Source organism: Leptospira langatensis (assembly GCF_004770615.1).
GTDB classification, from domain to species: Bacteria; Spirochaetota; Leptospiria; order Leptospirales; family Leptospiraceae; genus Leptospira_B; species Leptospira_B langatensis.
The window spans coordinates 338,106-360,006 of record NZ_RQER01000001.1 but is presented as its reverse complement, the minus strand read 5'-3'; the positions used below and the strand labels follow the sequence as shown (position 1 = coordinate 360,006).

At 44.7% G+C, this 21,901-nt stretch carries 16 protein-coding genes; 7 read left to right on the top strand and 9 right to left on the bottom strand.

The features are described from left to right. Positions 1-16: 16 nt before the first annotated feature. Complete coding sequence (locus EHO57_RS01585; RefSeq protein ID WP_135647034.1) at positions 17-976, bottom strand: transketolase family protein; 960 nt, start codon at positions 974-976, stop codon at positions 17-19. After that, positions 976-2,136, bottom strand: coding sequence for a methionine adenosyltransferase (gene metK / locus EHO57_RS01580; RefSeq protein ID WP_135647033.1), 1,161 nt, complete (start codon positions 2,134-2,136; stop codon positions 976-978). The genes EHO57_RS01585 and metK overlap by 1 nt, the downstream gene beginning before the upstream one ends. A gap of 197 nt (positions 2,137-2,333) precedes the next feature. Here metK and EHO57_RS01575 point away from each other — a divergent pair, with 197 nt between their 5' ends. The 3 genes from EHO57_RS01575 (at position 2,334) to EHO57_RS01565 (ending at position 5,915) form a co-directional block, all read left to right on the top strand. Beyond that, entirely contained in the window at positions 2,334-2,732 is a 399-nt protein-coding gene (locus EHO57_RS01575; protein ID WP_135647032.1) for a ParB N-terminal domain-containing protein, read from the top strand. A 316-nt stretch (positions 2,733-3,048) separates the two neighbouring features. Next, positions 3,049-3,855, top strand: a complete 807-nt coding sequence (gene lipL32, locus EHO57_RS01570) for a major surface lipoprotein LipL32 (RefSeq protein WP_135647031.1) — start codon at positions 3,049-3,051, stop codon at positions 3,853-3,855. Between the two features lie 305 nt (positions 3,856-4,160). Continuing rightward, positions 4,161-5,915 (top strand): acyl-CoA dehydrogenase family protein, encoded by a 1,755-nt coding sequence (locus EHO57_RS01565; protein ID WP_135647030.1) that lies wholly within the window; start codon positions 4,161-4,163, stop codon positions 5,913-5,915. Here the strand turns inward: EHO57_RS01565 and EHO57_RS01560 are convergent. Beyond that, a complete protein-coding gene (locus EHO57_RS01560; protein ID WP_135647029.1) occupies positions 5,907-6,668 on the bottom strand; it encodes an SDR family NAD(P)-dependent oxidoreductase in 762 nt (253 codons plus the stop codon). The two genes, EHO57_RS01565 and EHO57_RS01560, sit on opposite strands and share 9 nt — an antisense overlap. A gap of 295 nt (positions 6,669-6,963) precedes the next feature. Here EHO57_RS01560 and EHO57_RS01555 point away from each other — a divergent pair, with 295 nt between their 5' ends. After that, positions 6,964-9,252, top strand: coding sequence for a PP2C family protein-serine/threonine phosphatase (locus EHO57_RS01555; protein WP_135647028.1), 2,289 nt, complete (start codon positions 6,964-6,966; stop codon positions 9,250-9,252). Between the two features lie 13 nt (positions 9,253-9,265). Here the strand turns inward: EHO57_RS01555 and EHO57_RS01550 are convergent, their stop codons facing one another. Continuing rightward, a complete protein-coding gene (locus EHO57_RS01550; RefSeq protein ID WP_135647027.1) occupies positions 9,266-9,958 on the bottom strand; it encodes an oxidoreductase in 693 nt (230 codons plus the stop codon). 233 nt (positions 9,959-10,191) lie between these two features. Between EHO57_RS01550 and EHO57_RS01545 the strand changes: the two genes are divergently transcribed. Further along, the gene (locus EHO57_RS01545; RefSeq protein WP_246050439.1) at positions 10,192-11,469 is read left to right on the top strand and encodes an adenylate/guanylate cyclase domain-containing protein; all 1,278 of its coding nucleotides are present in this window, start codon (positions 10,192-10,194) and stop codon (positions 11,467-11,469) included. A 72-nt stretch (positions 11,470-11,541) separates the two neighbouring features. On the opposite strand, the gene EHO57_RS01540 is transcribed toward EHO57_RS01545, so the two are convergent. Both EHO57_RS01540 and EHO57_RS01535 read right to left on the bottom strand, forming a co-directional pair. Then, positions 11,542-11,877, bottom strand: a complete 336-nt coding sequence (locus tag EHO57_RS01540; RefSeq protein ID WP_135647025.1) for an Mpo1-like protein — start codon at positions 11,875-11,877, stop codon at positions 11,542-11,544. A gap of 77 nt (positions 11,878-11,954) precedes the next feature. After that, positions 11,955-13,466 (bottom strand): deoxyribodipyrimidine photo-lyase, encoded by a 1,512-nt coding sequence (locus EHO57_RS01535; protein ID WP_135647024.1) that lies wholly within the window; start codon positions 13,464-13,466, stop codon positions 11,955-11,957. Positions 13,467-13,746: 280 nt separating this feature from the next. Here EHO57_RS01535 and groES point away from each other — a divergent pair, with 280 nt between their 5' ends. Both groES and groL read left to right on the top strand, forming a co-directional pair. Then, on the top strand, positions 13,747-14,034 hold the full coding sequence (gene groES, locus EHO57_RS01530; RefSeq protein WP_135647023.1) for a co-chaperone GroES: 288 nt from the start codon (positions 13,747-13,749) through the stop codon (positions 14,032-14,034). An 18-nt stretch (positions 14,035-14,052) separates the two neighbouring features. After that, positions 14,053-15,690, top strand: a complete 1,638-nt coding sequence (groL, locus tag EHO57_RS01525) for a chaperonin GroEL (RefSeq protein WP_135647022.1) — start codon at positions 14,053-14,055, stop codon at positions 15,688-15,690. Positions 15,691-15,749: 59 nt separating this feature from the next. Here the strand turns inward: groL and EHO57_RS01520 are convergent, their stop codons facing one another. From EHO57_RS01520 to murJ, 3 genes are read right to left on the bottom strand one after another with little or no spacing between them, the layout of a single operon-like run. After that, positions 15,750-20,054 (bottom strand): LA_1737 family protein, encoded by a 4,305-nt coding sequence (locus EHO57_RS01520; protein ID WP_135647021.1) that lies wholly within the window; start codon positions 20,052-20,054, stop codon positions 15,750-15,752. Then, positions 20,047-20,268, bottom strand: a complete 222-nt coding sequence (locus tag EHO57_RS01515; protein WP_135647020.1) for a DUF167 domain-containing protein — start codon at positions 20,266-20,268, stop codon at positions 20,047-20,049. Before EHO57_RS01515 ends, EHO57_RS01520 begins: the two co-directional genes overlap by 8 nt. Before the next feature lie 20 nt (positions 20,269-20,288). After that, on the bottom strand, positions 20,289-21,878 hold the full coding sequence (gene murJ / locus EHO57_RS01510; RefSeq protein ID WP_135647019.1) for a murein biosynthesis integral membrane protein MurJ: 1,590 nt from the start codon (positions 21,876-21,878) through the stop codon (positions 20,289-20,291). Positions 21,879-21,901: the final 23 nt, after the last annotated feature.

The following is a 21,901-nucleotide window of genomic DNA, read 5'->3' as shown; positions in this document are numbered from 1 at the left end:
TACGATCGCCCTTTTGTTATTTGGATTGGACTGCTTTTTTAGCTAATTCCGTTATGTTTTTGGATCTGAGACCGAAATAATCCAGAAGGCCGGACCAGGTTCCCGATTTTCCGAAAGTATCCTTCATTCCCAGTTTCAAGACCCGGACCGGATATTCTTCCGAAAGGAATTCGCTCACCGCAGAACCAAGACCTCCGATCACATTATGCTCTTCGCAAGTGACTACGGCTCCGCATTGTTTAGCATATTTTAAAATAGCTTCTTTGTCGATCGGCTTGATGGTAGCCATATTCAAAAGAGTGGCTTGGATCCCTTCTGCCTCGAGCTCCTTTACTGCGATCATTGCCTCGTTCACAAGAACTCCGTTTGCAATGATGAGAACATCCTTTCCTTCTCTTAAGACCTCTGCCTTACCGATCTGGAATTTGTAGTTCTCTCTTTCTATGATAGGGACATTCGGACGTCCCACTCTCACATAAACAGGCCCCTTGTATTCCGCAATTGCATGAATAACTTGCTTGGTCTCGTTATAATCCGCAGGACAGATCACAACCATCTCCGGAATCGCTCTCATAGTAGCGAAATCTTCGATACATTGGTGAGAAGCGCCATCCTCTCCGACGGTGATTCCGCCGTGAGAAGCCACAAGTTTCACATTTAAGAAAGGATAGACTACGCTGTTACGAACGACTTCCCAAGCCCTTCCCGATAGGAACATGGCAAAAGAAGAAGCGAACGGAACAAAACCGGACAGTGCCAGGCCTGCGGCATGACCCACCAGGTTTTGTTCGGCCACACCCACGTTAAAGAATCGATCTGGGAATGCCTTAGCGAATTTATTCGTTTTGGTCGAACCGGAAAGATCCGCATCTAAAACTACTATATCCTGGCGGGAAGCGCCTAACTCATGTAAGGCGTCTCCGTATCCGTCCCGAGTCGCTTTTTGGTCTGCTGTGGATGTGGAAACTGCTCCCATTAGCCTTTCAATGCTCCCGCTTTATCGGTTCTTTCCCAAGTGAAGGTATTTCCGGATCTACCGAAATGCCCGTAAGCAGCGGTTTCTCTGTAAGTTCTTCCTTTTTCCAACAATTGCAAGGACTCGATGATCCCGCGTGGGGTCAGTTTGAAGTTGGCACGAATTCTTTTTACAATCTCTTCTTCGGACAGCTTTCCTGTTCCGAAAGTATCCACGTGAACCGAAACAGGCTCAGCAACACCGATCGCATATGCCAATTGCACTTCGCACTGAGAAGCAAGGCCCGCAGCCACTACGTTCTTAGCGATATATCTTCCCATATATGCAGCAGAACGGTCCACTTTGGAAGGATCCTTTCCGGAGAAGGCGCCGCCACCGTGACGTCCGTATCCACCGTAAGTGTCTACGATGATCTTACGTCCAGTCAGACCAGTATCTCCGTGTGGTCCACCGATGATGAACTGACCGGTAGGGTTAATAAAGTATTTCGTATCTTTTAGGAAGTTCGCAGGGATTACCTTCTTGATACATTCTTCGATGACCGCTTCTTCGATCTTCTTATGAGAGACTTCAGGAGTATGTTGGGTGGAAATAACTACGGTGTCGATACGGACAGGCTTTCCATTCTTATACTCTACAGTCACCTGAGACTTAGCGTCCGGACGAAGCCAATCCAGCTTCTTGCTATGGCGAAGGCCCGCCAAATGATGCATTAATTCGTGAGAATAATAGATCGGCATAGGCATGAGTTCCGGAGTTTCGTCGATCGCGAATCCGAACATCAGTCCTTGGTCCCCTGCTCCTTGCTCCTTGAAGAGACCCTCTCCCTCGGTAACACCTTGAGAAATATCAGGACTTTGCGCATGAATATGAGAGGAAACCACTGCAAACTCAGCGTCAAAACCTAAGGAAATATCATTATAGCCGATATCCTTGATCACATTTCTTGCGATCTCTTGAGCGTCTATCTTGCCCTTGCTTGTGACTTCTCCCGCAATTACTACTAAGTTAGTAGTTACTAAGGATTCGCATGCTACCCTAGATTTCGGATCCTGGGCTAAATACGCGTCTAAGATCGCGTCGGATATCTGATCGCAAACCTTGTCCGGATGTCCTTCTGATACGGATTCCGAGGTAAAGATGAAGTCTTGCAGGGACATTTAGGTTCAATTCCTATCTAGTTGATTTCTGTGGGCGAAAATCTTTGTCGCTTAAAACTAAAAACCTAGCCAAGTCGTCACTGTCAAGTGAATCCGATCCGGATTCAGACACCTAAAAACAGCCTTGTAAGGGAATTTTAGTCAAAACTGGAGAAATTGGTTTGTAGGATTTATACGGTGAAAAAAGCATTTCTTAGATGAAAATTCGGGTCTCCGATATCAAGGTCAAGAATCGCATTCGCAAAGAACTTGGCGACCTTCAAGGTCTCAAAACTTCCATCCAAAATCTTGGGCTTTTACATCCGATCATTATTGACTTGGATAATAAATTGGTCTCCGGCGAAAGAAGGCTTGAGTGCGTAAAGCTTTTAGGCTGGGAATATGTCGACGTTCGCATAGTCGACGTTAGAAGCAAAAAAGAAAGAGTCCTGATCGAGGCCGAAGAGAACAACGTGCGTCTTCCTTTTACTGCTGAAGAACAGGAAAGAGCCCAAAAACTTTTAAGAAGATATTCAAATACTGGGATCTTCGGTAGGATCTTCGCCTGGCTTATGGATCTATGGGAATGGTTCTGGTCCTGGATCTTTAAAAGTTAATCGCATTTCCATAACGAACACTTTTTCAAAAGATTCGTTATGGAGTAAATTCCCTCTAATCCGATTCCCTTCTCTATTCTATTTCACAGAACCAGTTATACGATCCCTGAATAGTGATTGCTAAGAGAAGCAAAAGCGATCCGAAGAACACGGGAAAAATATTTCCACAATCAAAGTAAAACCTAGATCGCAAATTCGATTTAGGCGGCAATTTTTGCACCGCAAAAGAACCATGGAAACAAAAATTTATTAATTAGATTTACAAAAAGGAATCTCTTCTCTATCTTGAGCAATCCATACCAAGGAGATCTCTCGAATGAAAAAATCTTCGATCCTTATAATCTCTACCGCTATATTGGTCAGCTTTGCTGCTTGTATCGGTGGACTCCCCGGCTTACAAAGTAATTTTGTAGTTGGTGAGCATGAAATTCCCGGCGTAGGAACTAAGAAGCTTTTCGCACCTTATTCCGAAACTGTGAACTATTGGGGATACATCAAACCAGGACAAGCCGCTGACGCAGTTGTAAACGGAAAGAAATCATATTTCCTTTTTCTTTGGGTCCCAGCAGCTATCGTTGAACTCGGCGTTCGCTTAATTTCCCCTACCGGAGAAATCGGTGAGCCTGGAAGCGGCGACTTCGTAAGTGATGCTTTTAAAGCAGCTACTCCAGAAGAAAAAAGCATGCCAAACTGGTTCGATACTTGGATCCGTGTTGAGCGCTTAGCAGCTATTATGCCTAACCAAATCGAAGGCGCTGCAAAAGGTAAAGCTCTACAAAGTCTTGGAGACAATGATGACGGAGACGATACTTACAATGAAGAGCGTCACGCTAAGTACAACTCTTTACTTCGTATCCAAATCCCGAACATTCCTAAGAGCTTAGATGAACTGAAAAACATCGACACTAAAAAACTTTTAGTTCGCGGTCTTTACAGAATCACTTTCACTACTTACAAAGTAGGAGAAGTTAAAGGTTCTTTCGTAGCTACTGTAGGAGTTCTTGGCCCTCCAGGTACCCCAGGACTTTCTCCGATTCTTCACGCAAACCCTGCTGAATTGCAAAAATTAGCAACCGCTGCTGAAGAAGCTCTGAAAGCTGCTATCTCCGGAGAGAAGAAGTAATCCTTCTTTCTTTCTGATTAGCTTAAAAGCCGTCGGGAAACCGGCGGCTTTTTTATTTCCACTTACTTATACCCTTCCGAACTATATTTTCATACCCGTTTCTCTGTTCTTAACCTTTCTTGATATCGTAGCATCTTCCAATAGGTTCCTCTTTACTCCTTATTCATGAAATCGAATCCAAGAAGCATGAATAAAAAACGATACATCCTTCTATTTTTCCTTTCCTTCCTTTCGGATCGAAATTAAGGCTTCCAATAGAAGCCAAACATATTTGAACAAAAGTTCATTTAATACGGAGCCGACTCATGGTAGAAAATAATTACTTCCTCCAAAACGAAGACTTATTCCAGCATTTCGAATCCTTAATAGACTGGGAAGAGATCGTAAATGCCTTCGAACTTGGGTTCTTGGACAAACAAGAATACGACAAGACCGGCAAAGAAGAATTCGCATTGGCTCCGAGTAGCAAAGAAGAAGCATTAGAATTTTATAAATCTGTATTGGAGTCCGCTGGAGAGCTCGCGGGAAAGGAGATCGCGCCCATAGCCCAGAAAATGGATCTGGAAGGATTGAAATACAAGGATGGAAAAGTTGAATTCCCGCAAGCAATGATAGACGCAGTGAATAAGGTGAAAGAAGCAGGCATCCTTCCCTATTCTATTGGACGTAAACATGGCGGATTAGGACTCCCTTGTACGGTGCAGGCAATGCTCATGGAGATCTTTTCGAGAGCCGACGGTTCTCTCGCAATCGCCCTAGGTTGCATGAACTTAGCGGAAACGATAGAAAGGTTCGGCTCCGAAGAAATGGTAGAGAACTTCGTCCCTAAAATGGCCGCTGGAGAACTCTGCGGAGCCATGGCCTTAACAGAACCGAATTACGGATCGGATCTACCCAACCTGCAAACAAAAGCAATCAAGGGAGAAGACGGAGTCTGGCGGATCACAGGAGCCAAAAGATTCATCACTCACGGATGCGGGTTCGCGGACAAACCTTCTATCATTCTGACCTTAGCGAGGACAGGAACGCCCACCAGCGGAGCAAGAGGACTCTCCTTCTTCTTAGTGAGAAGCGAGGATGTGCAGATCGCAGGAATAGAGAAGAAGATGGGACTACACTGTTCTCCTACCTGCGAGGTAGTCTACGAAAACACACCAGGTATCCTCATCGGTGAAGAAGGATACGGACTAGTCAAATATTCCATGGCAATGATGAATGGAGCAAGACTTTCCATCGCGGGCCAGGCAATGGGAATCGGAATGGCCGCTTACGGAGAGGCCAAGAAATACGCGGAAGAAAGAGAGCAGTTCGGTAAGAAGATCCAAAATATTCCCGCAGTTCGCAAGATGCTCGAACTCATGGACAGAGAGATCTTAGCGATGCGTTCCATTCTACAAGAAGCATCCAGATCGATAGACCTGTACCATTGGAAATCGGAAAGATGGAAAGAACAGGGAATGGACGAAAGAGAGATCAAAAAAGACGAGGGGATCAAGAAATGGGAGAAGTTAGCAAACCTTTTCACCCCTCTTTCCAAATACTATATTACGGAACAAGCAAATAGGATCGCGTTCGACGCTCTGCAGATCCATGGAGGTTCCGGTTATACCTATGACTATGATATTTCTAGGATCTATAGGGATGTCCGGATCACGAATATTTACGAAGGGACCACTCAATTGCAAGTAGTGGCAGCGATCGGCGGAATCGTAACCGGCTTAGGGACCAAAGGCCTCCTAAGACAATATTTAGACGAAGAAATGGGTTCCTTCTCCCCAAGCACGGAACTCGTTGAGATCAGAGAGAAATTAGAAATATCTCATGCACTCTATGCTTCCCTAGAGAACGGAGAGAATAAGGATGAGGTTGCGTTCGAGCTGGTAGAGTCTGCAACAAGAACGATCATCGGCGTTGTATTAGAAAGAAGTCTTTTAAAACTGAACGGAGCCTCAAAGGAAAAGAGAGCAAGCTTAGTAAGAGCCTATCATCTAGACAGCCTGGCCTTATTAGAATACAATCGGATCCGGATAGAAAATAAGAGATCGAAAGTCTTAGCCTAAGACCTTCTTTCTTTTCCAATTCTCGATGATCTGATAGATCCTAAGCGGATAGATTAAGAATCGATCCACGAACATCATCAGAGAGAATATCTTAGAAGGAAGCACCTTCTTTCTATTCCACTCAATTCCCCGAACGACTGCGGAGGCAACTTGCGTAGGAGTTTGGGATGGAAATGGGACCGGCACCTTCTTTCCGGCGGTATCAAAGAAATTCGTTCGAGTTGCGATCGGATACACAATCATCAGTCTATGAGGTTCTTTTAATTCGAATTGAAATGCCTCCGTGAAGGAATGAACTGCCGCCTTCGTCGCCGAATACAACGCATATCCAGGAATAGAAAGAAAGCTCATCGCAGACGCGGTGATGATATAGTATACAGGATTCTTATATTCCGCCTGTACCTTTTGCAATCCGTAGATCGCCGAAAATACGTTCGTTTGAAAGATCTTCTCCATTCTCTTCCAATCCGGCTTCTTGATCTCCTCGTAGTAGGCAAATCCTGCGTTCGCATAAAATATATCGATCCCACCCAAGACTTTTTGGGCCTCTTTGAATATCTTATCCACATTTGCAGGTGCCGATACATCGCATTTAAAGGTAAGAACCCTTTTGTCCTTGATCCCTAAGCGAGAAGGATCCAGATCCACGGCGAGTATCTTAACTCCTTCGTATTGGAGGAATTTGATTAGAGTCTCCTTTCCTATACCGGAAGCAGCTCCAGTAATCACTATTCTTTTCCCGCGAATATCCATTTGGCCTTCCTATTTGAGATCGTAGTAGAATCTAATTTACAAGTAACAATTTGAAAAGCACAATTACTTAGATCTCAAATAGACGACAAATGTAAACGAACGTTCATCTCATTGAAGAGACATTTAAGAATATAAGGTCTCATACTTTATAAAAGTTTTTAAAAGAAAAAGATTTTCGTTTTGCATAAGAGAGGTTTTGTAAAAATATCTTTCCAAGCGAACTCATGATCCTCGTGTTTATATCGTCCAATCTTCTAATGTGTTTAGTTGGGATCGCCCTACTAGGTAAGACAGAATGACCCAAAGGTATTTTTATCGCCTATTCGAGGCAATCCACCGTAGGATCTCCTACACATTCTCCATAGTTTCTTTTTCTCTCACAGGCGCCTGGTTCGGAGCGGCTTATGCCTTCTTCTTCGGCTCTGCTACGATTCCGATGTTCTCCTTGCAATCCCATTACCCGGTCGTATTGATCTTTCTTGCCGCCACCGTTTTCGTAACCCTAATCCATGGAACTCAGTATGGACTACTGGCTCCTGTCGGACTCCCCGGATTAGAAGGTCATATCCAAAGGGTGAACCGAGCTCTTCATCCGAACTTCTCGCTGCGTCATGCGCCCTCTCAAGATCTGGACACCGTACTTTCGGATCTGATCCGATTGCCGACCCATAATATGATCTCGTCCTTTGGATACGCTTCTTTTGTGCTTCTTGCAGATGCGATCGCATACCTATTCCTTGGGTATGACCTAAAGGAACTTTGGTATATCTTCCTAGGCTGGCTTGCCGCCGTATTCGTATATTGCGGCTTCGCTTATATTATCACAGATTATATTACAGGACCGAAGAGAGTACTTTTAAAGAAAATACTTTTGAGTAGAGCCTATAATGTGAACACGCAGCCCGGGTTCTTAGGGCTCAAGGGAAAGTTCGGCTTCTTACTATCTCTTGTGCTTCTTTCCTTAACTGTCCTAGCAGTATATGTAAGCCTCGGACCTAAATCTTCCTTGGAGATCGTCGCATTTATCGGACTGACTTTCTTTGCGGCAACCATTCTGATCATTCTTTATTTTCAATCCATCTCCACCACCTTAGAGCAGATCAGTAAATCCGCAAACGACCTGGCAGCGGGAGGTCCGGGCAAACTCCCTCTCATATCCATCGATAAGGAGTTTTTAGGATTCGCCAGAGATTTTGCAAAGGCAACCGGAGAGATCGGCAGGATCCGGGAACATCTGCAATTCTTGGTGGAGGAAAAGACCTCCGAACTAAGAGAAACACTTCGCACCGTAGAAGAACTAAAAAGTCAACAAGATGGAGATTATTTTCTTACTTCTCTTCTTATCAAGCCATTGGGAATCAATAGGACGAGCGGCAAAAAAGTAAAAGTCGACTTTCTCATTCGCCAGAAAAAGAACTTCGTATTCAAAGGAAAGGAGAGCGAGATCGGAGGAGATATCTGCATCGCTCAGGAGATCCTACTCAGAGGAAAGGAATACACCGTATTCTTAAATGCGGATGCCATGGGAAAATCCCTCCAAGGAGCAGGAGGGATCCTCGTTCTAGGTGCCGCCTTCCATTCTATCCTGCAGCGAACTCTTACAAACGAGAGCACTTATTCACTCTATGCGGAGAAATGGATCAAGAACGCCTTTACGGAACTCCATAAGCTTTTCCAAGGATTTGACGGAAGCATGTTAGTATCCATGGTATTAGGGGTCTTGGACGAACAAGCAGGTCTATTATATTATATTAATGCTGAACATCCTTGGTCCGTTCTATATAGGGACGGAAAAGCCTCTTTCTTAGAGGAAACCTTGCAATATAGAAAACTTGGAACGCCTGGAATAGAAGATAGCCTAACTGTGAAGACCTTCCTTCTCGAGCCGGACGATGTGCTGATTGTAGGTTCGGACGGAAGAGACGATCTGGAATTGCAAGTAGAGAACGGAGAAAGGATCATCAATGAGGACGAATCCCTTTTCTTACGAGCAGTCGAGTCTTCCGAAGGAGATCTTCAATCCATTCTGACTAAATTAGAGGCAAAAGGAAAGATCACCGACGACCTTTCTCTCTTAAGGATCGGATACGACCCCGGAAAGGAATTCAAAAGATCCAAGGTAAGCAAGGACGTACAAAACTTAAGTGCGAAAGCAAAAGGATTTCTGAAGAATAAAGAGCTCACAAATGCGATCCGAGTCATTGAAGAGGCCTTGGGGCTTTCTCCGGAGAACCAAGTTCTAAAAAGAGATCTGATCCGATTGCATTATAGGAACAATGACCACCAAAAAGCATGTCGTTATCTGGAGACCTATGTGGAGGAGAATCCGGGGGATACTGATATGATCTATATTGCTTCTTTCTGTTTTAAGAAGATCGGGAATTTTACCAAGTCCTTAGAACTTGCAGAAAGGGTACAACTTAGAAATCCAGGGATACCGGCCAATCTAGTACATATTGCCGATCTGAATTTCAAACTAGGTCGTCCGGAAAAAGCCGCTCATTATGCAAGGCTTGGTCTAGAACTGGAACCGGAAAATCAAAAGGCTTCCGAGATCGTAAAAAGGATTGCGGAAGCGAATTGATCTAGAGCGCTCGTTATCCTAGAATATACTCCATATTTGCGCGAGCGGAGCCGTCCCCTAATTTCTGGATCTTGTCGGATTCTATTTTGAATTTTCCTTTTTTAGAGGACCAAGCCAAGTTTAACATCGCCTTGGCTACTGTCCTTGCCTGAATGGAGCGATACTTTCGGATCGGGCCGATCAAAAGGGAATTCAATAGAACAGCTACCACCTGCCCTATTTTTTCCCCCAATCTGAATTCTTTTCTCTCTCCGTCCAAAAGAGAAGGACGAAAGATCCCTACGGTCTCGAAATCGATCTTTGCGATCTCTTCCTCCGCTTGGCCTTTGACTTTATTATAAAATACGAATGAATTCGGATCCGCTCCCAAAGCGGTAACTACAAAGAAGGACTTGGCTCCCGCTTCCCTTGCTGCCTTTGCAAAGGAAACTACATAGTCCAGATCCACCTTCTTAAAATTCTCTTTTGTGCCTGCTTTCGCGATTGTCGTACCCAAAGTACAAAATGCGTCCGTAATATTCTTCGGAAAATTGCTCAAATGTTCCCAATCGGTAAGGATCAATTCCAACTTAGCATGGGTCCATTCCACTGGCTTGCGTGCGAGCAGATATACCTTGTCCCAATCCGGATCGATCAATAGTTCTCGGACCAGTTCTCCACCTACGAGACCTGTTCCTCCGGCCACGATTGCCACTCGATTCTTCATACTCCATCCTAGACCGGCTGGATCAAATACGATCTCGAATTCAGTTGAGAAGTTCCCAAGATACGTATTCTTTCTTCGATTTTATTCGCCGGCTTTTCTATTCTTCTTTCGCTCGATCTATAAGAAACGATTGAACCTAAAATGGAAAGGAGTATTTTAGGGAAGCTATGCCGATAAGAGACTATCTTCCGAAATTTCTTTGCAGAATTTTAGATACGACAAACCGAAATAAGATGGACGATTCAGTACGTTCCGTCTTGGAAAAAGAGGAACTAATGGGCGCCTACGTCTCTAACGTATTCCGCTATCTTCTTCTTCTCTTTTTCTTTTCACAGATCCTGGCGAACTTGCATTCGGGAAATATGACCGCAAATTTTATCGGAGTCGGGATATTTGCTCTGATCACTGTAGGGCATTCCATCTTGATCCGTACCAATTCGAAATGGGCTGTTAATGTTTTTAGTTATATTGCCTTGTTCTCCGACTTTGTATTGATCACAGGATTACTTCTCTACTATTCTCATGCCTCAAGCCCGGGAAATTACGGTTTCTTTATCAAGAACCCCATCGTGAATTTCTATCTCTTTCCTTTGGCTTCCTCCTTGATCCAGTTCAGGCTTCGTCTGGTCCTATTGAACGTGATCATGTTCTTCGGAGTATATTATGGAATACTTATATATGCCGCCAAGACCGGACAGATCTCCTTCTCAGGAGGCTGGCCTGAATACATTATGGGCCCGCATGTCCTATTAGGGGACGCCCTTGTAGGACGGCCCTTGGTATATTTGGTTCTCGCAGGATTTCTCTGTTTCGGTATCCTTAGGACCCTCATCATGATCCGACGAATAGGCGAAGGAGAAGCGCAAAGGTCCCTTCTCTCCAGATATTTCTCTCCGGGAGTCGTAGAGGAAATGATGTCCAATCCGGACGTCTTAGAAGGAAGAAGACAGACTGCCACCATCCTATTCACTGATATTCGGAATTTCACTGCACTGTCCGAGCATATGGATCCTTTAGAACTAAGCCAATTCCTTTCTTCTATTAGAGAAACCTTAACCGATTGTGTGTTTGAGTTCGGCGGCACTTTGGATAAGTATATAGGAGATGCGGTCATGGCCACCTTCGGAACTCCTTACCCTTCTGCAGATCCTGCTTCCGATGCGATCCGAGCCTTGCAATGCGGGCAGAGAATGCTGGAAAGACTAGGCGAGTTCAATCAGAAGAGAGAGGCAAAAGGCTTAGAGCCCGTAAAGATCGGCATCGGGATCCATACGGGAGAAGTATTTTCCGGAAATATTGAAACTAGCAGACGAGCTGAGTTCACCGTGATCGGAGATGCGGTCAATACAGCCTCCAGGATAGAATCTTTGACCAAGAACTTCGGTAAGGAACTACTCGTTTCGGAAGATACTTGGAAACTTGCAGGCGCAAATTTTAGGGGAGAGACATTACCTCCTGTGCAAGTAAAAGGAAAAGAGAAACCGGTTACTGTGGTAGCAGTAGGAGCTTAAGGCAATAAAAAAGGACCGGTTCCTAATAGGCCGGTCCTTTTCTTTCACTATATACGTTGGAATATTAGAAAACTATTTTACTCCAGCTTTCTGCAACTCCTTGCCTAATCGACCGGTGATCGTGCAAAAATACATCCTAAAATCGCTGATAAAGGATTTCACCGGATAGATAAAAGTTGCAGGACGATTCTTTTCTAAGAAGAAATGTCCGATCCAAGCAAAGAAATATCCGCTAAACAGGGCAGCGAGCAGATACCAAAAGTTTAAGTAAAAAATCGCGGAAGCAATGAAAAACAGAGCGCAGGATGTTCCTATAAAATGCAGAACCCGATTCATTTTATTGGAATGTTCTCTTAGATAAAACGGCCAGAATTCGTTGAGAGTATTGTATTGTTTATTTTCAGTCATCTTCTTCCTCCAGTACTACATTATACAATACGGAATGGAATTCGCAACCTTTTCTCTACCAAATTCAATAACAGTTGTTATGCAAAAAGATCAGGTCCCGCACCTTCTTCCAGGCTTTTGATGTATGCAAGATACGGCTTTAGTTTGAATTTTTTGGCAGTGGAATCCGAAGACATATATCTGATATTTCCAAAAACCGCTCTTTCCGGAAACCAAGGCCGATCGAAAGCGCCAAAACACCATAGGATCCCCGTATAGGAATTCGGATCTCTTCCGTCATACGCGTATTTATGATTCAAATCCTCTAATATGGAGAACGCTTCCTCGGGAGAGCGAGCCCATTCTAGGATCTTCTTTCCCCAAAGCATTCTCAGATAGTTCTGCATAGAACCGGTAAGGACCAATTCCTTCTGTGCCGCATTCCAAACGGGATCGTGAGTCTTTGCGTTCTCTAATTCTTCTTTAGAATATAGATATTCTCTCTTGTCCTTTCTGTGCAGGTGCAAAGACTGTTTTGCCCAGTCCGGAAGAATGGAGAGGTCCTTTCGGAAACTAGGAGATCTATAGAATAGAAGATAGCCTAGCTCTCTCCAAGTAAGTAGTTCGTCCAAGAAAGAATTCACATTTTCATTCGGATGAAAGAAGCCTGCATTCTTTCCTCGATAGGAAGAATTCAGAAGATCGGGAGACCAATCCACTTTCGGATCGGATCCTAAGACCGCGTTCACGATCTCTTCCGCAGAGATCATCCCAAAATGCAAGTACGCGGATAAAGAAGAGGCCTTTGTCGTAGTAGGAGGCCTAGGCTCGCTATGTTCTTCGGAATAATATGGCAGTCCTGTCCGAATAAATTCTTTTAGGATCTTCAAGCCTTCTTTCCTTCCTCCAATCCTACCAGGGAAGGGTCGGATTTCCGGAAACCTACATTTCATTTTTTGAATGTATTTGGGAATATCCTCCCTCTTTCCCGCAAAAAGAAGATCCGGTCTGGAGACTTTCTTAGGATCGGGCAATCCCTTCGCTTTCGGTTTTGGATCGGAATGAAACAAATAGCTTTCCGCAAATCGATCATGCAAACGAGGCCTAAGAACTCGGGCATAGGAATAATCCTTTTCATAAGATGCCAAAGGAGTGACTGAATTAGAGTCCACAAGTAGAAGCTTGCATTTCAGGCTCTCTCCAAGCTTCTCCGCATGCTCCGGCAAGAAGAAGCAGGGGAAATCATCGGTTACCACAAGGGCTGCTTTCTCTAAAATAGAAGGGATCTGGTCTTCTAATCTTCTATCAATCGTCTCTACGAAAGGCCAGAATGCAAATCCGGATCTATCCGCCTCTTCTGCGGTATCGCAAAGTCCTTCTAACAGGAATTGATGCAAACGAGGAGAACTCCATTCAAAGTCCATCATTACAGATTCAAAGATGACGAGAGGCTTCTTGAATTTTTGAGCGAGATGGATGGAATAATCCAGGCAATGGTTCCAAGCAAGCCTTCGGTTGGCCCGGATCCAATAGAGGATATACTCCCCTTCTTCCAAAACCGGTTTTCGATTTCCTTCTCTGACTCGAATTAAATTCTTTTCCGAAAACAAAAAGCTGCCCTAAATAGGAATATGACCAACAAGAAGCAGGGTCAGGTAAGCTTAAGAAAGCCTTCTCTGAGCTTCTTATAAGATCGCAATAGAACGGTTAGACTTCCTTCCCCAAAAATCGGGAAATGAAAAATTCGCTATCCAAATCGGATTTTAAGACATATTTTAGCACTCTTGCCGTTAAAGTGCTTGCCCCCGCACTTCATTTCAAATTATCTGGAAATTATTCTAATAAGCACTCATTTATTATAAGTGCTAAAGACTCTTATAGGAGAAAGTCATGGCGATTAAACCACTGGGCGACCGTGTTCTGGTTGAGCCTAAACAAGAAGCCGAAGAAAAGATCGGTAGCATCTTTGTTCCCGACACTGCGAAAGAAAAACCGCAAGAGGGAAAAGTTGTAGAGGTAGGTAGCGGACGTTATGAAGACGGAAAGCTAATCCCTCTTGAAGTGAAACCCGGTGACGTCGTTCTCTACGGCAAATACTCCGGAACTGAGATCAAGTCCGAAGGCAAAGAATATTTAATCATCCGCGAAAGCGATATTCTTGCTATCGTGAAAAAGTAATCGGCCGAGGAAAATACAATGGCAAAAATTATTGAATACGATGAGACAGCGAGACGCAAACTTCTAGAAGGCGTTAACAAACTCGCGAATGCAGTGAAAGTTACCCTTGGTCCTAAGGGAAGAAACGTGGTAATCGATAAAAAATTCGGTTCCCCTACGATCACTAAAGACGGTGTTACTGTAGCGAAAGAGATCGAGCTTGAAGATTCCGTAGAGAATATGGGAGCTCAGATGGTAAAGGAAGTTTCCACTAAGACAAATGATGTCGCAGGTGACGGAACTACTACTGCAACCATTCTTGCTCAATCCATCATCAACGAAGGATTGAAAAACGTTACTGCCGGTGCAAATCCTATGGCTCTTAAGCACGGGATCGACAAAGCGGTTGCTGCGGCAGTCGAAAGCATCAAAAAACGTTCCGTTAAGATCGAGAACAAAAAAGACATCGCTAACGTTGCAACCATCTCTGCGAACAACGATAAAGAGATCGGAAACCTGATCGCTGACGCGATGGACAAGGTCGGTAAAGACGGAGTCATCACTGTAGAAGAAGCAAAATCCATCGAAACCACTTTAGACGTGGTAGAAGGAATGCAGTTCGATCGCGGATACGTTTCTCCTTATATGGTAACCGATCCGGAAGCGATGATCGCTACTCTGAACGATCCGTACATCCTGATCTATGATAAGAAGATCGCTTCTATGAGAGACCTTCTTCCAGTTCTGGAGAAAGTAGCTCAAGCAGGAAGACCTCTGGTCATCATCGCTGAAGAAGTGGAAGGAGAGGCTCTTGCTACCATCGTAGTAAACACTCTTCGTAAGACTATTTCTTGTGTGGCTGTTAAGGCTCCAGGATTCGGCGATCGTCGTAAATCCATGCTGGAAGACATCGCAATCCTTACTGGCGGACAAGTGATCTCCGAAGACCTCGGAATGAAATTGGAGAACGCAACCGTTCAACAATTGGGTCGCGCTAAAAAAGTCACCGTCGATAAGGAAAACACTACCATCATCGAAGGACAAGGCGCTTCCAAAGACATCCAAGGAAGAGTCGGTCAGATCAAAAAACAGATCGAAGATACTACTTCCGAATACGATCGCGAAAAACTGCAAGAGCGTTTAGCGAAACTTGCAGGCGGAGTTGCAGTGATCCACGTAGGTGCAGCTACAGAAGTAGAAATGAAAGAGAAGAAGACCCGTGTGGAAGATGCTCTTTCCGCTACTCGCGCAGCAGTCGAAGAAGGTATCGTTCCAGGAGGTGGTCTCACACTTCTGAAAGCCCAAGAAGCAGTAGGCGCTTTGAAATTAGAAGGCGACCAAGCTACTGGAGCTAAGATCATCTTCCGTGCATTGGAAGAACCGATCCGCATGATCACTTCTAACGCAGGTCTGGAAGGTTCCGTAATCGTTGAGCAAGCCAAAGGCAAGAAAGGAAACGAAGGTTTCAACGCTCTTACCATGGTTTGGGAAGATCTACTCCAAGCGGGAGTCGTTGACCCTGCGAAAGTGGTCCGCTCCGCTCTTCAAAACGCAGCTTCTATCGGATCCATGATCCTGACCACTGAGGTTACGATCACCGATAAGCCTGAGAAAGAAGGCGCATTGCCTCCTATGGGGGGAATGGGCGGTATGGGAGGAATGGGCGGCATGATGTAATGCCTGCTCTTCCTTTCGGAAAGCTTAGAAAAAGCCGGGGTGCAACCTCGGCTTTTTTATTACCAAACCGGAATGCCGAAGATCTTATTCGTGGTCTTTCCTTCCTTATTCGTTACATTACTATAGAGCACGGAGAAGATCGCATGACGGCTGTATTTCGTTCTCTCTTCGTATTCCCAATCCCAAAGAAGTCCGCCAAGACCCGGAACTGCAAGAATACCCATCGCATTCAATCCGTTGCTATTCGGATATTTCCTATAGTAGAATAACCCGGGACCTACAAGCATGAGATCTTCTTCTTTAGAGATCTTTTGATTGCGATAGTAGAGAAGACCAAGGCCAAGCATATCGAAACGCCCATCTTTTTCAGAAGAGAAGTACCCGAGCACCGGAGGTACCAAGGTCGAAGTCCCGGCAGCGTCGGAATGATAGTAATACACAGGCAGGAAGTTCGCAAGCGTATCGCCCGGAGAAGATCTCCACCTCAACCAGAGCAGATTCGTATCCGAATAATCCGGTCTGGATTCGTATCCGCCTAGAATTCCTCCCAAGATAGCGACCCTGGTTCTCTGCTCCTCTAGCTCGGTGTGGATCAGCCCCAAGAAGAAGTTTAAATTCCTTCTCTTCCAAGTTTCTTCGTAATTCGTATCGAATATCCCCGCAAAACCCCAGCGATCCGTCGTACTGTCCTTATAACCATATGCTCCCAAAAGGAACCAGAGCTTGCTCTCCTGGTCCCTGGAAACCAATCCCAAAGGAAGAAATCCGTAATTCTCGGAAGTCGAACTGGAAATAGTATAGTAGGGACCTAGGATCAGTCTGGATTCTTTTCGATCCGTATCCTTAGCATAGTCGAAGAATATTAGGAAATTCAAATGTGTTCTCTTAGAGTCCGGTCTTGTTTCCCGGTTCAACCAATAGATAGGAAAGAAATAGGATTCGAACTCATAGTTCTTTCCTTTTTGGTCCTCGTACGATTCGGATCTGGTGGAAAACAGAAACAGCGCGGATAGTTCCGTCTTTTCGGATTTTGCCGACTTCAGATCTTCTCTTCTAGTATAGCTGATCAGTTTCAAGAAGCTGATCTCTCTACTTGCGATCCCACTATCGTAGATATTATTTTCAGTGTATAAGAACGGGATCGGCAAAAACCAAAAGGAAGACTCCGATTTCGTATCCTTTCCCCCGTAAGAACTGAAGACCCCGAAAGGATTGACGCTTGTGGAACCCCAGCCTCCCGCCACATTCTCCGTTCGATTATAGTAGAAAGGGATCCCCCAAACCGTTTTGCTCTTACCGCTTGCGCTGACCGTTTCCGTGTTAGAATAGAAAGGAGCGATCCTAAACGATGTCTCTCCCTGCCCCTTCTCCTTGGACTCGGAAGAAGAGATCAACCCAAGAAAACTAGTCTGGCTGAAAGTTTGGGTCTTCTCTCTATAGAATCCAAGCAAGAAGAAGATACTGTCCGTTTTATTCCTTTCCCAGTACAAGCCAGGGAAAAGCAAGAAATCAATCTTGGTAGCCTCTTCTTCGCTTTGTTTCCCAAGTTTGTAGGTTTGATAGAAATAGAAAGGAGAGAAGAAAGAAGTGAACGTGGCACCGTCCGTTTCTTTCGTATTCGAATACTTAGAGAGAAGAGTATAGGTTGTTGTTTCCCTTTTTTCGGAGCTGCCGCTCAGATCCCTCGTTGCGGATCTCCAATACAAAGGCAGAAGAGTGTCGTAGCTTTCTTCGTGCAACCCGTCTTTCGAATGCACCAGATCGGAACCGGAATGATACAATGGGATCAGAATACTATGAAAAGATCGGTTCGTCGAATCTCCCTCAGATATTCGTTTTTTATAATATAAAAGAGAGATCGTTCGAGACATTTCCTTGGATTCATCATGTGCAAACAAAGGAAATACCCGGATCCCCCAAGACTCCGGAGAGTAATAAAACCGAGTGAGGGGCCATAGAACGGAATAATCCCGGGTCTCTCCCTTCTTCCCTCTTAAGAAGCCGAATAAGAGATAGGACTCCTGGAAATTCTTGGCCTGGTCCTGGCGTCCATAAAACGGAAATAGTACGAAGTAGGATTCATCTCCGATCCTACTGGAAAAGAAGAAAGGAGCAGCATACACCTTGTCTTCGGTTTTCTTGGACCAGGAGAACCAACTTAAAGGCAATAGACGGAAATGTCGTCTATCGTCTCCTTCTTCATAACTGAATATCCCGAATAATGCGGAGATCCCCCAGAAGGATCGGACCCTGTCCCTGGTCAGTCGATTGTACTTATTGAGCCCCTCTTTCCCCGTTTCTTCCGAAGGAACTATCGGCCCGGCTTCCGGCCCATTTTGGGTTTCTTGGGGATGCTTCTCTTTCCAAAACTGAAGAGTTTGCTTATCGATAGAGGCTCGAGTGGAAACACTGAACAGATTATAGAAAAGGGATAGATCCGTATCCAGATAATATTCCCTTTCCGTAGAACCGACTCCCAAGGCTCCGTTAAATGTTCCCAAGGTCTTAGAAGAAGAGTAAGCCAGAACTAACTGTAGGGATTTATCCGCTTCTTCGTAATTCAAATAGAAAGGAAGGAATATATCCCCCTTGCTTCGGGGAGTATTCCAGTTCCAATAGAGAGGGAACCAAACGCTGAAATCCTCTTTCTGGACCTTGTCTACATTCGAAAACCATAATAAAGGCCAGATCCAGGTATTGTCCTTTTCAGGAGAACGATTCCAGTAGTGAAAGATACCGAAATGAGTATAATGGCCTTCATCGTAGCCCAATCGAAAGAAGAATGGGATGGCAACCCGGTAACTATCCCTCTGGTAGAAATACAAAGGAAAGGCATAGGTATATTTGGCATCCCCCTTTTGATCGAAGCCTCTTCCCGCGAGTCCCAGAAAATTCCAATAGGAATCCTGCTTTGTATTTCCCGTATAGAAGAAAGGATAGATCCTAAAACCGGAGCCTTCCTCGGATTTAGAGAATTCTAATGGACCAATCAAAGAATAGGATTCTTTGGGAGCCTCATAGGAATAATAGAGCGGAGTGATGATCTCCTTACTGCTTTCGGTCCGATTGACTTGAAAGATCGGAAAGAGAGTGTGACTCTTATTCTTTCCATCATTGGAATAGAACCAAAACGGGAACACAGTCACATTGCTGTATTGATCCGAGGTTTTATCCTTTTTCACATAGGTATTGAAGATCCAAGTAGTTTCCTTGTCCCAATAGGTAAGCAAAGGAGGGATCAAGGTATATTCCTCTCCTTGTCGATTTCCTTTTACTAAGAAGGGAAGCAAACTAAAGTATTCGTTGGATCTATAATAGAGAAAGGGAAGGAAGTACAAATACGTTCCTTTTTCATGAAAGAAAAGCGGGAAAAAATAAGAACTCGCATAATCCCCTTTCGCATCCGATTTCCAACCACTCAATAGGAGTAGATTCGTCCTCGTTCCCAAGTCCTTTGCATACTTGCGACTGAATACGATCGGAACAAAGGTTTGAGAGTTCTGTATTTCCCCGTTCTTAACCAAGCTAGAACGAAAGAAGGGCAGAATATAGGAAAATCGATCGGATTCGGAATTTTCTCCGCTCCCATAGTCCTTCCAAGTACGACCGAATAATGGGGTCAGAAAGCTCCCCTCTTTTCCAGAATTTAAGGAATCATAATATACAAATGGAAACAGAGTAAAGTGAGAACGATCCACCCCGGAACCCCAATATAAAAGAGGGAGCACCGCCCCGTAAGAAGAGTCCTTATCCTTCCCCCAATGAAAAAGGAGAAAATGGGTCCTTTCCTCTTCGGGAGTTTTATTCCGAAAGAACAAAAGAGGAAGAGCATATCGGAATACACTCACCCTGTCTCCTTCCTTCTTCACTTCGCTTCCTGCCAACGGTAAGAAAGAAGGAAATCTCCAAAGCTCAGAAGAATAAGTAGGAGAGGTTTTGTACGTATTATAATGCAATAAGGAATAATTCGAGCCGGAGATCCCTTTAGATGTTTCTATCCGGTCCGAATAGTAGAAAGGGAAGAAGTAAGACCTGTAAGAAGAGTTTTCCTTGGCCCAAAGATGATTGAATAGAGGAAAGAAGTCGACTTCCTTGAACTTCGGATAGTTCGTATACGAAAATAGGACCATTGCATCCACCGAGAAATGAGGTCCCCAGCTCTCGACATTGGCAAGGATCGGAAATCGAAAAACATATTTGTCTTCTTTATCGCTTCCCATGATCGGCTTTCTTTCCGAGGTCAGATCCGCGAAATAATCTCCGGACTGAGAAAACACAGGTTCTGTGAGAAAGATAGATAGCCCAAAGCAAAGACAGGCTAAGACTTTCTTAGGAACATAGGGCCTGTAGGACCGCTTAGTCATGGATCTCCAAAACCTTTTCCTTGCTCTTCATTCCCTTGACTAAATCCACTTTGGACGGAGCGATGCCTAGCTCTTCGGCCACCGCTTTGATGATTGCGTTATTTGCCTTACCTTCTGTAGCAGGCTCTCTAACGGCCACGATCCAGATCCCATCCTCGCCTTTTTCTATATACGGCTTCTTGGAATTCGGTTTGACCCGCACTCGAATCTTCATATCCGGAAATTCGGACAATACTATCTTTTACGAAATATTTTTCCAGTGATTAATCGGATCTCTTCTAGTCCGAGAAAGAGGCTAGAAGAGAAAAAAATTCCCATTGCGGGAACCACTGCCATCAAAAGGGAAATGCGAGAGGAATTCGCATAACTAAACCCCTTCGAAAGCAGGATAGAAACCAAAGACCCGTGGACTAAAGTTTTATAGACAAATAAAAAGATCCCCATGAGCAAAAGAGGAAGCAGTAGAATACTGATCTTTCTGAAGAACCCGTTCCAAGGAAAATGCACATCGTGCTTTCGCAGGGCCCGAGACAAAAGCATCCAAGTCATAATGGTAGAAGTGGCCGAAGCAAGTGCGATTGCGGAATGTTTCAATGCAAAGACCAAGGAAAAATTCAAGGCAAGATTCACGATAAACGTGAACGCTTGCACCCGCAAAGGGGTCTTCGTATCTTGAAACGCATAGAAGGTGGAGATCAGGACCTTATTCATGCTATAGAAAGGCACTGCCACAGAATAGAAAATCAAAGGAAGGATAGCGGTATTCGTCGCAACATGATCCCATCTTCCTCCGAAATAAATGGAATCCAAAATGGGTCCGGCCAAAATTCCCATGCCAAGAGCGGCAGGAGCCGTCAAGAAGGAAGCAAAACCCAGAACTCCAAGCATCTCGCCGGGAACCTCCGAATGTCTGTCCTGTTTTAAAGCAGAGAGTAACGCAGGTAAGGTCGTAGTCGCTAAGGCCACCCCGATGATCCCGGTAGGCAATTGAACGAGTCGCTGAGAATAATCCAAGCTTACTACGGCTCCCAAACCCGGGTTATGGTTCTGTACCCAGTTGGCGAGAAAGATATCCACCAAAAGCCCCAGTTGATAGAACCCACCACCGATCGCAGCAGGAAGCATGAGCTTAAAGATCTTTCGGATCGCAGGATGTTTATAGTTTAAAGAGAAGATCGGCGCTTCTCCATTCTTAGAAACATACCAAGCTTGGACCAAAAGCTGAATGATCCCGCCCGATACGATGGCAAAGCAAAGCACCTGCACCTTGGTCAGAAGTTCCCATTCTACAAAAGGAAATACTCCCAAAAAGATCGTTAGATAACTTAAGTTCAGGATGATAGGAGAAAGAGAAGGAACAAAGAAGCGATTCTTCACATTGGAGATCGCCATATAAATGGAGGAAAGGCTCGCGGTAACGATTAAGAAAAATAGAATATAGGTCAGTTCTACGACTAGACCGGAATACTCTGGACTTCCTCCCACAAGCAGAGGCAACGCAAAAGGGGAGACCGTAAAAATAAGGACCACAAAGCAGAGAAGAATAACGAATAGAAAGCTAAGCACTGCCCCACTCATTCTACGAGCCGCTTCTTCCCCTTCTTTTCCTGCGTCGGAATACAGAGGCATGAAAGACTGAGAAAGTGTTCCTTCTGCAAGAAGATTGCGGAACATATTCGGCAATCGATATGCGACGGAAAATGCGGAGGCCACCATTCCGGTCCCGAAGGATACCGCCATAAAATGATCTCGGAAGAGGCCCAGAATTCTGGAAATTAAAGTGTAAAAGGAAAGAGCGAAGCTTCTTTTAGCGGCCTGGGACAAGTAAATCCTTCGTTTCCGGTTGG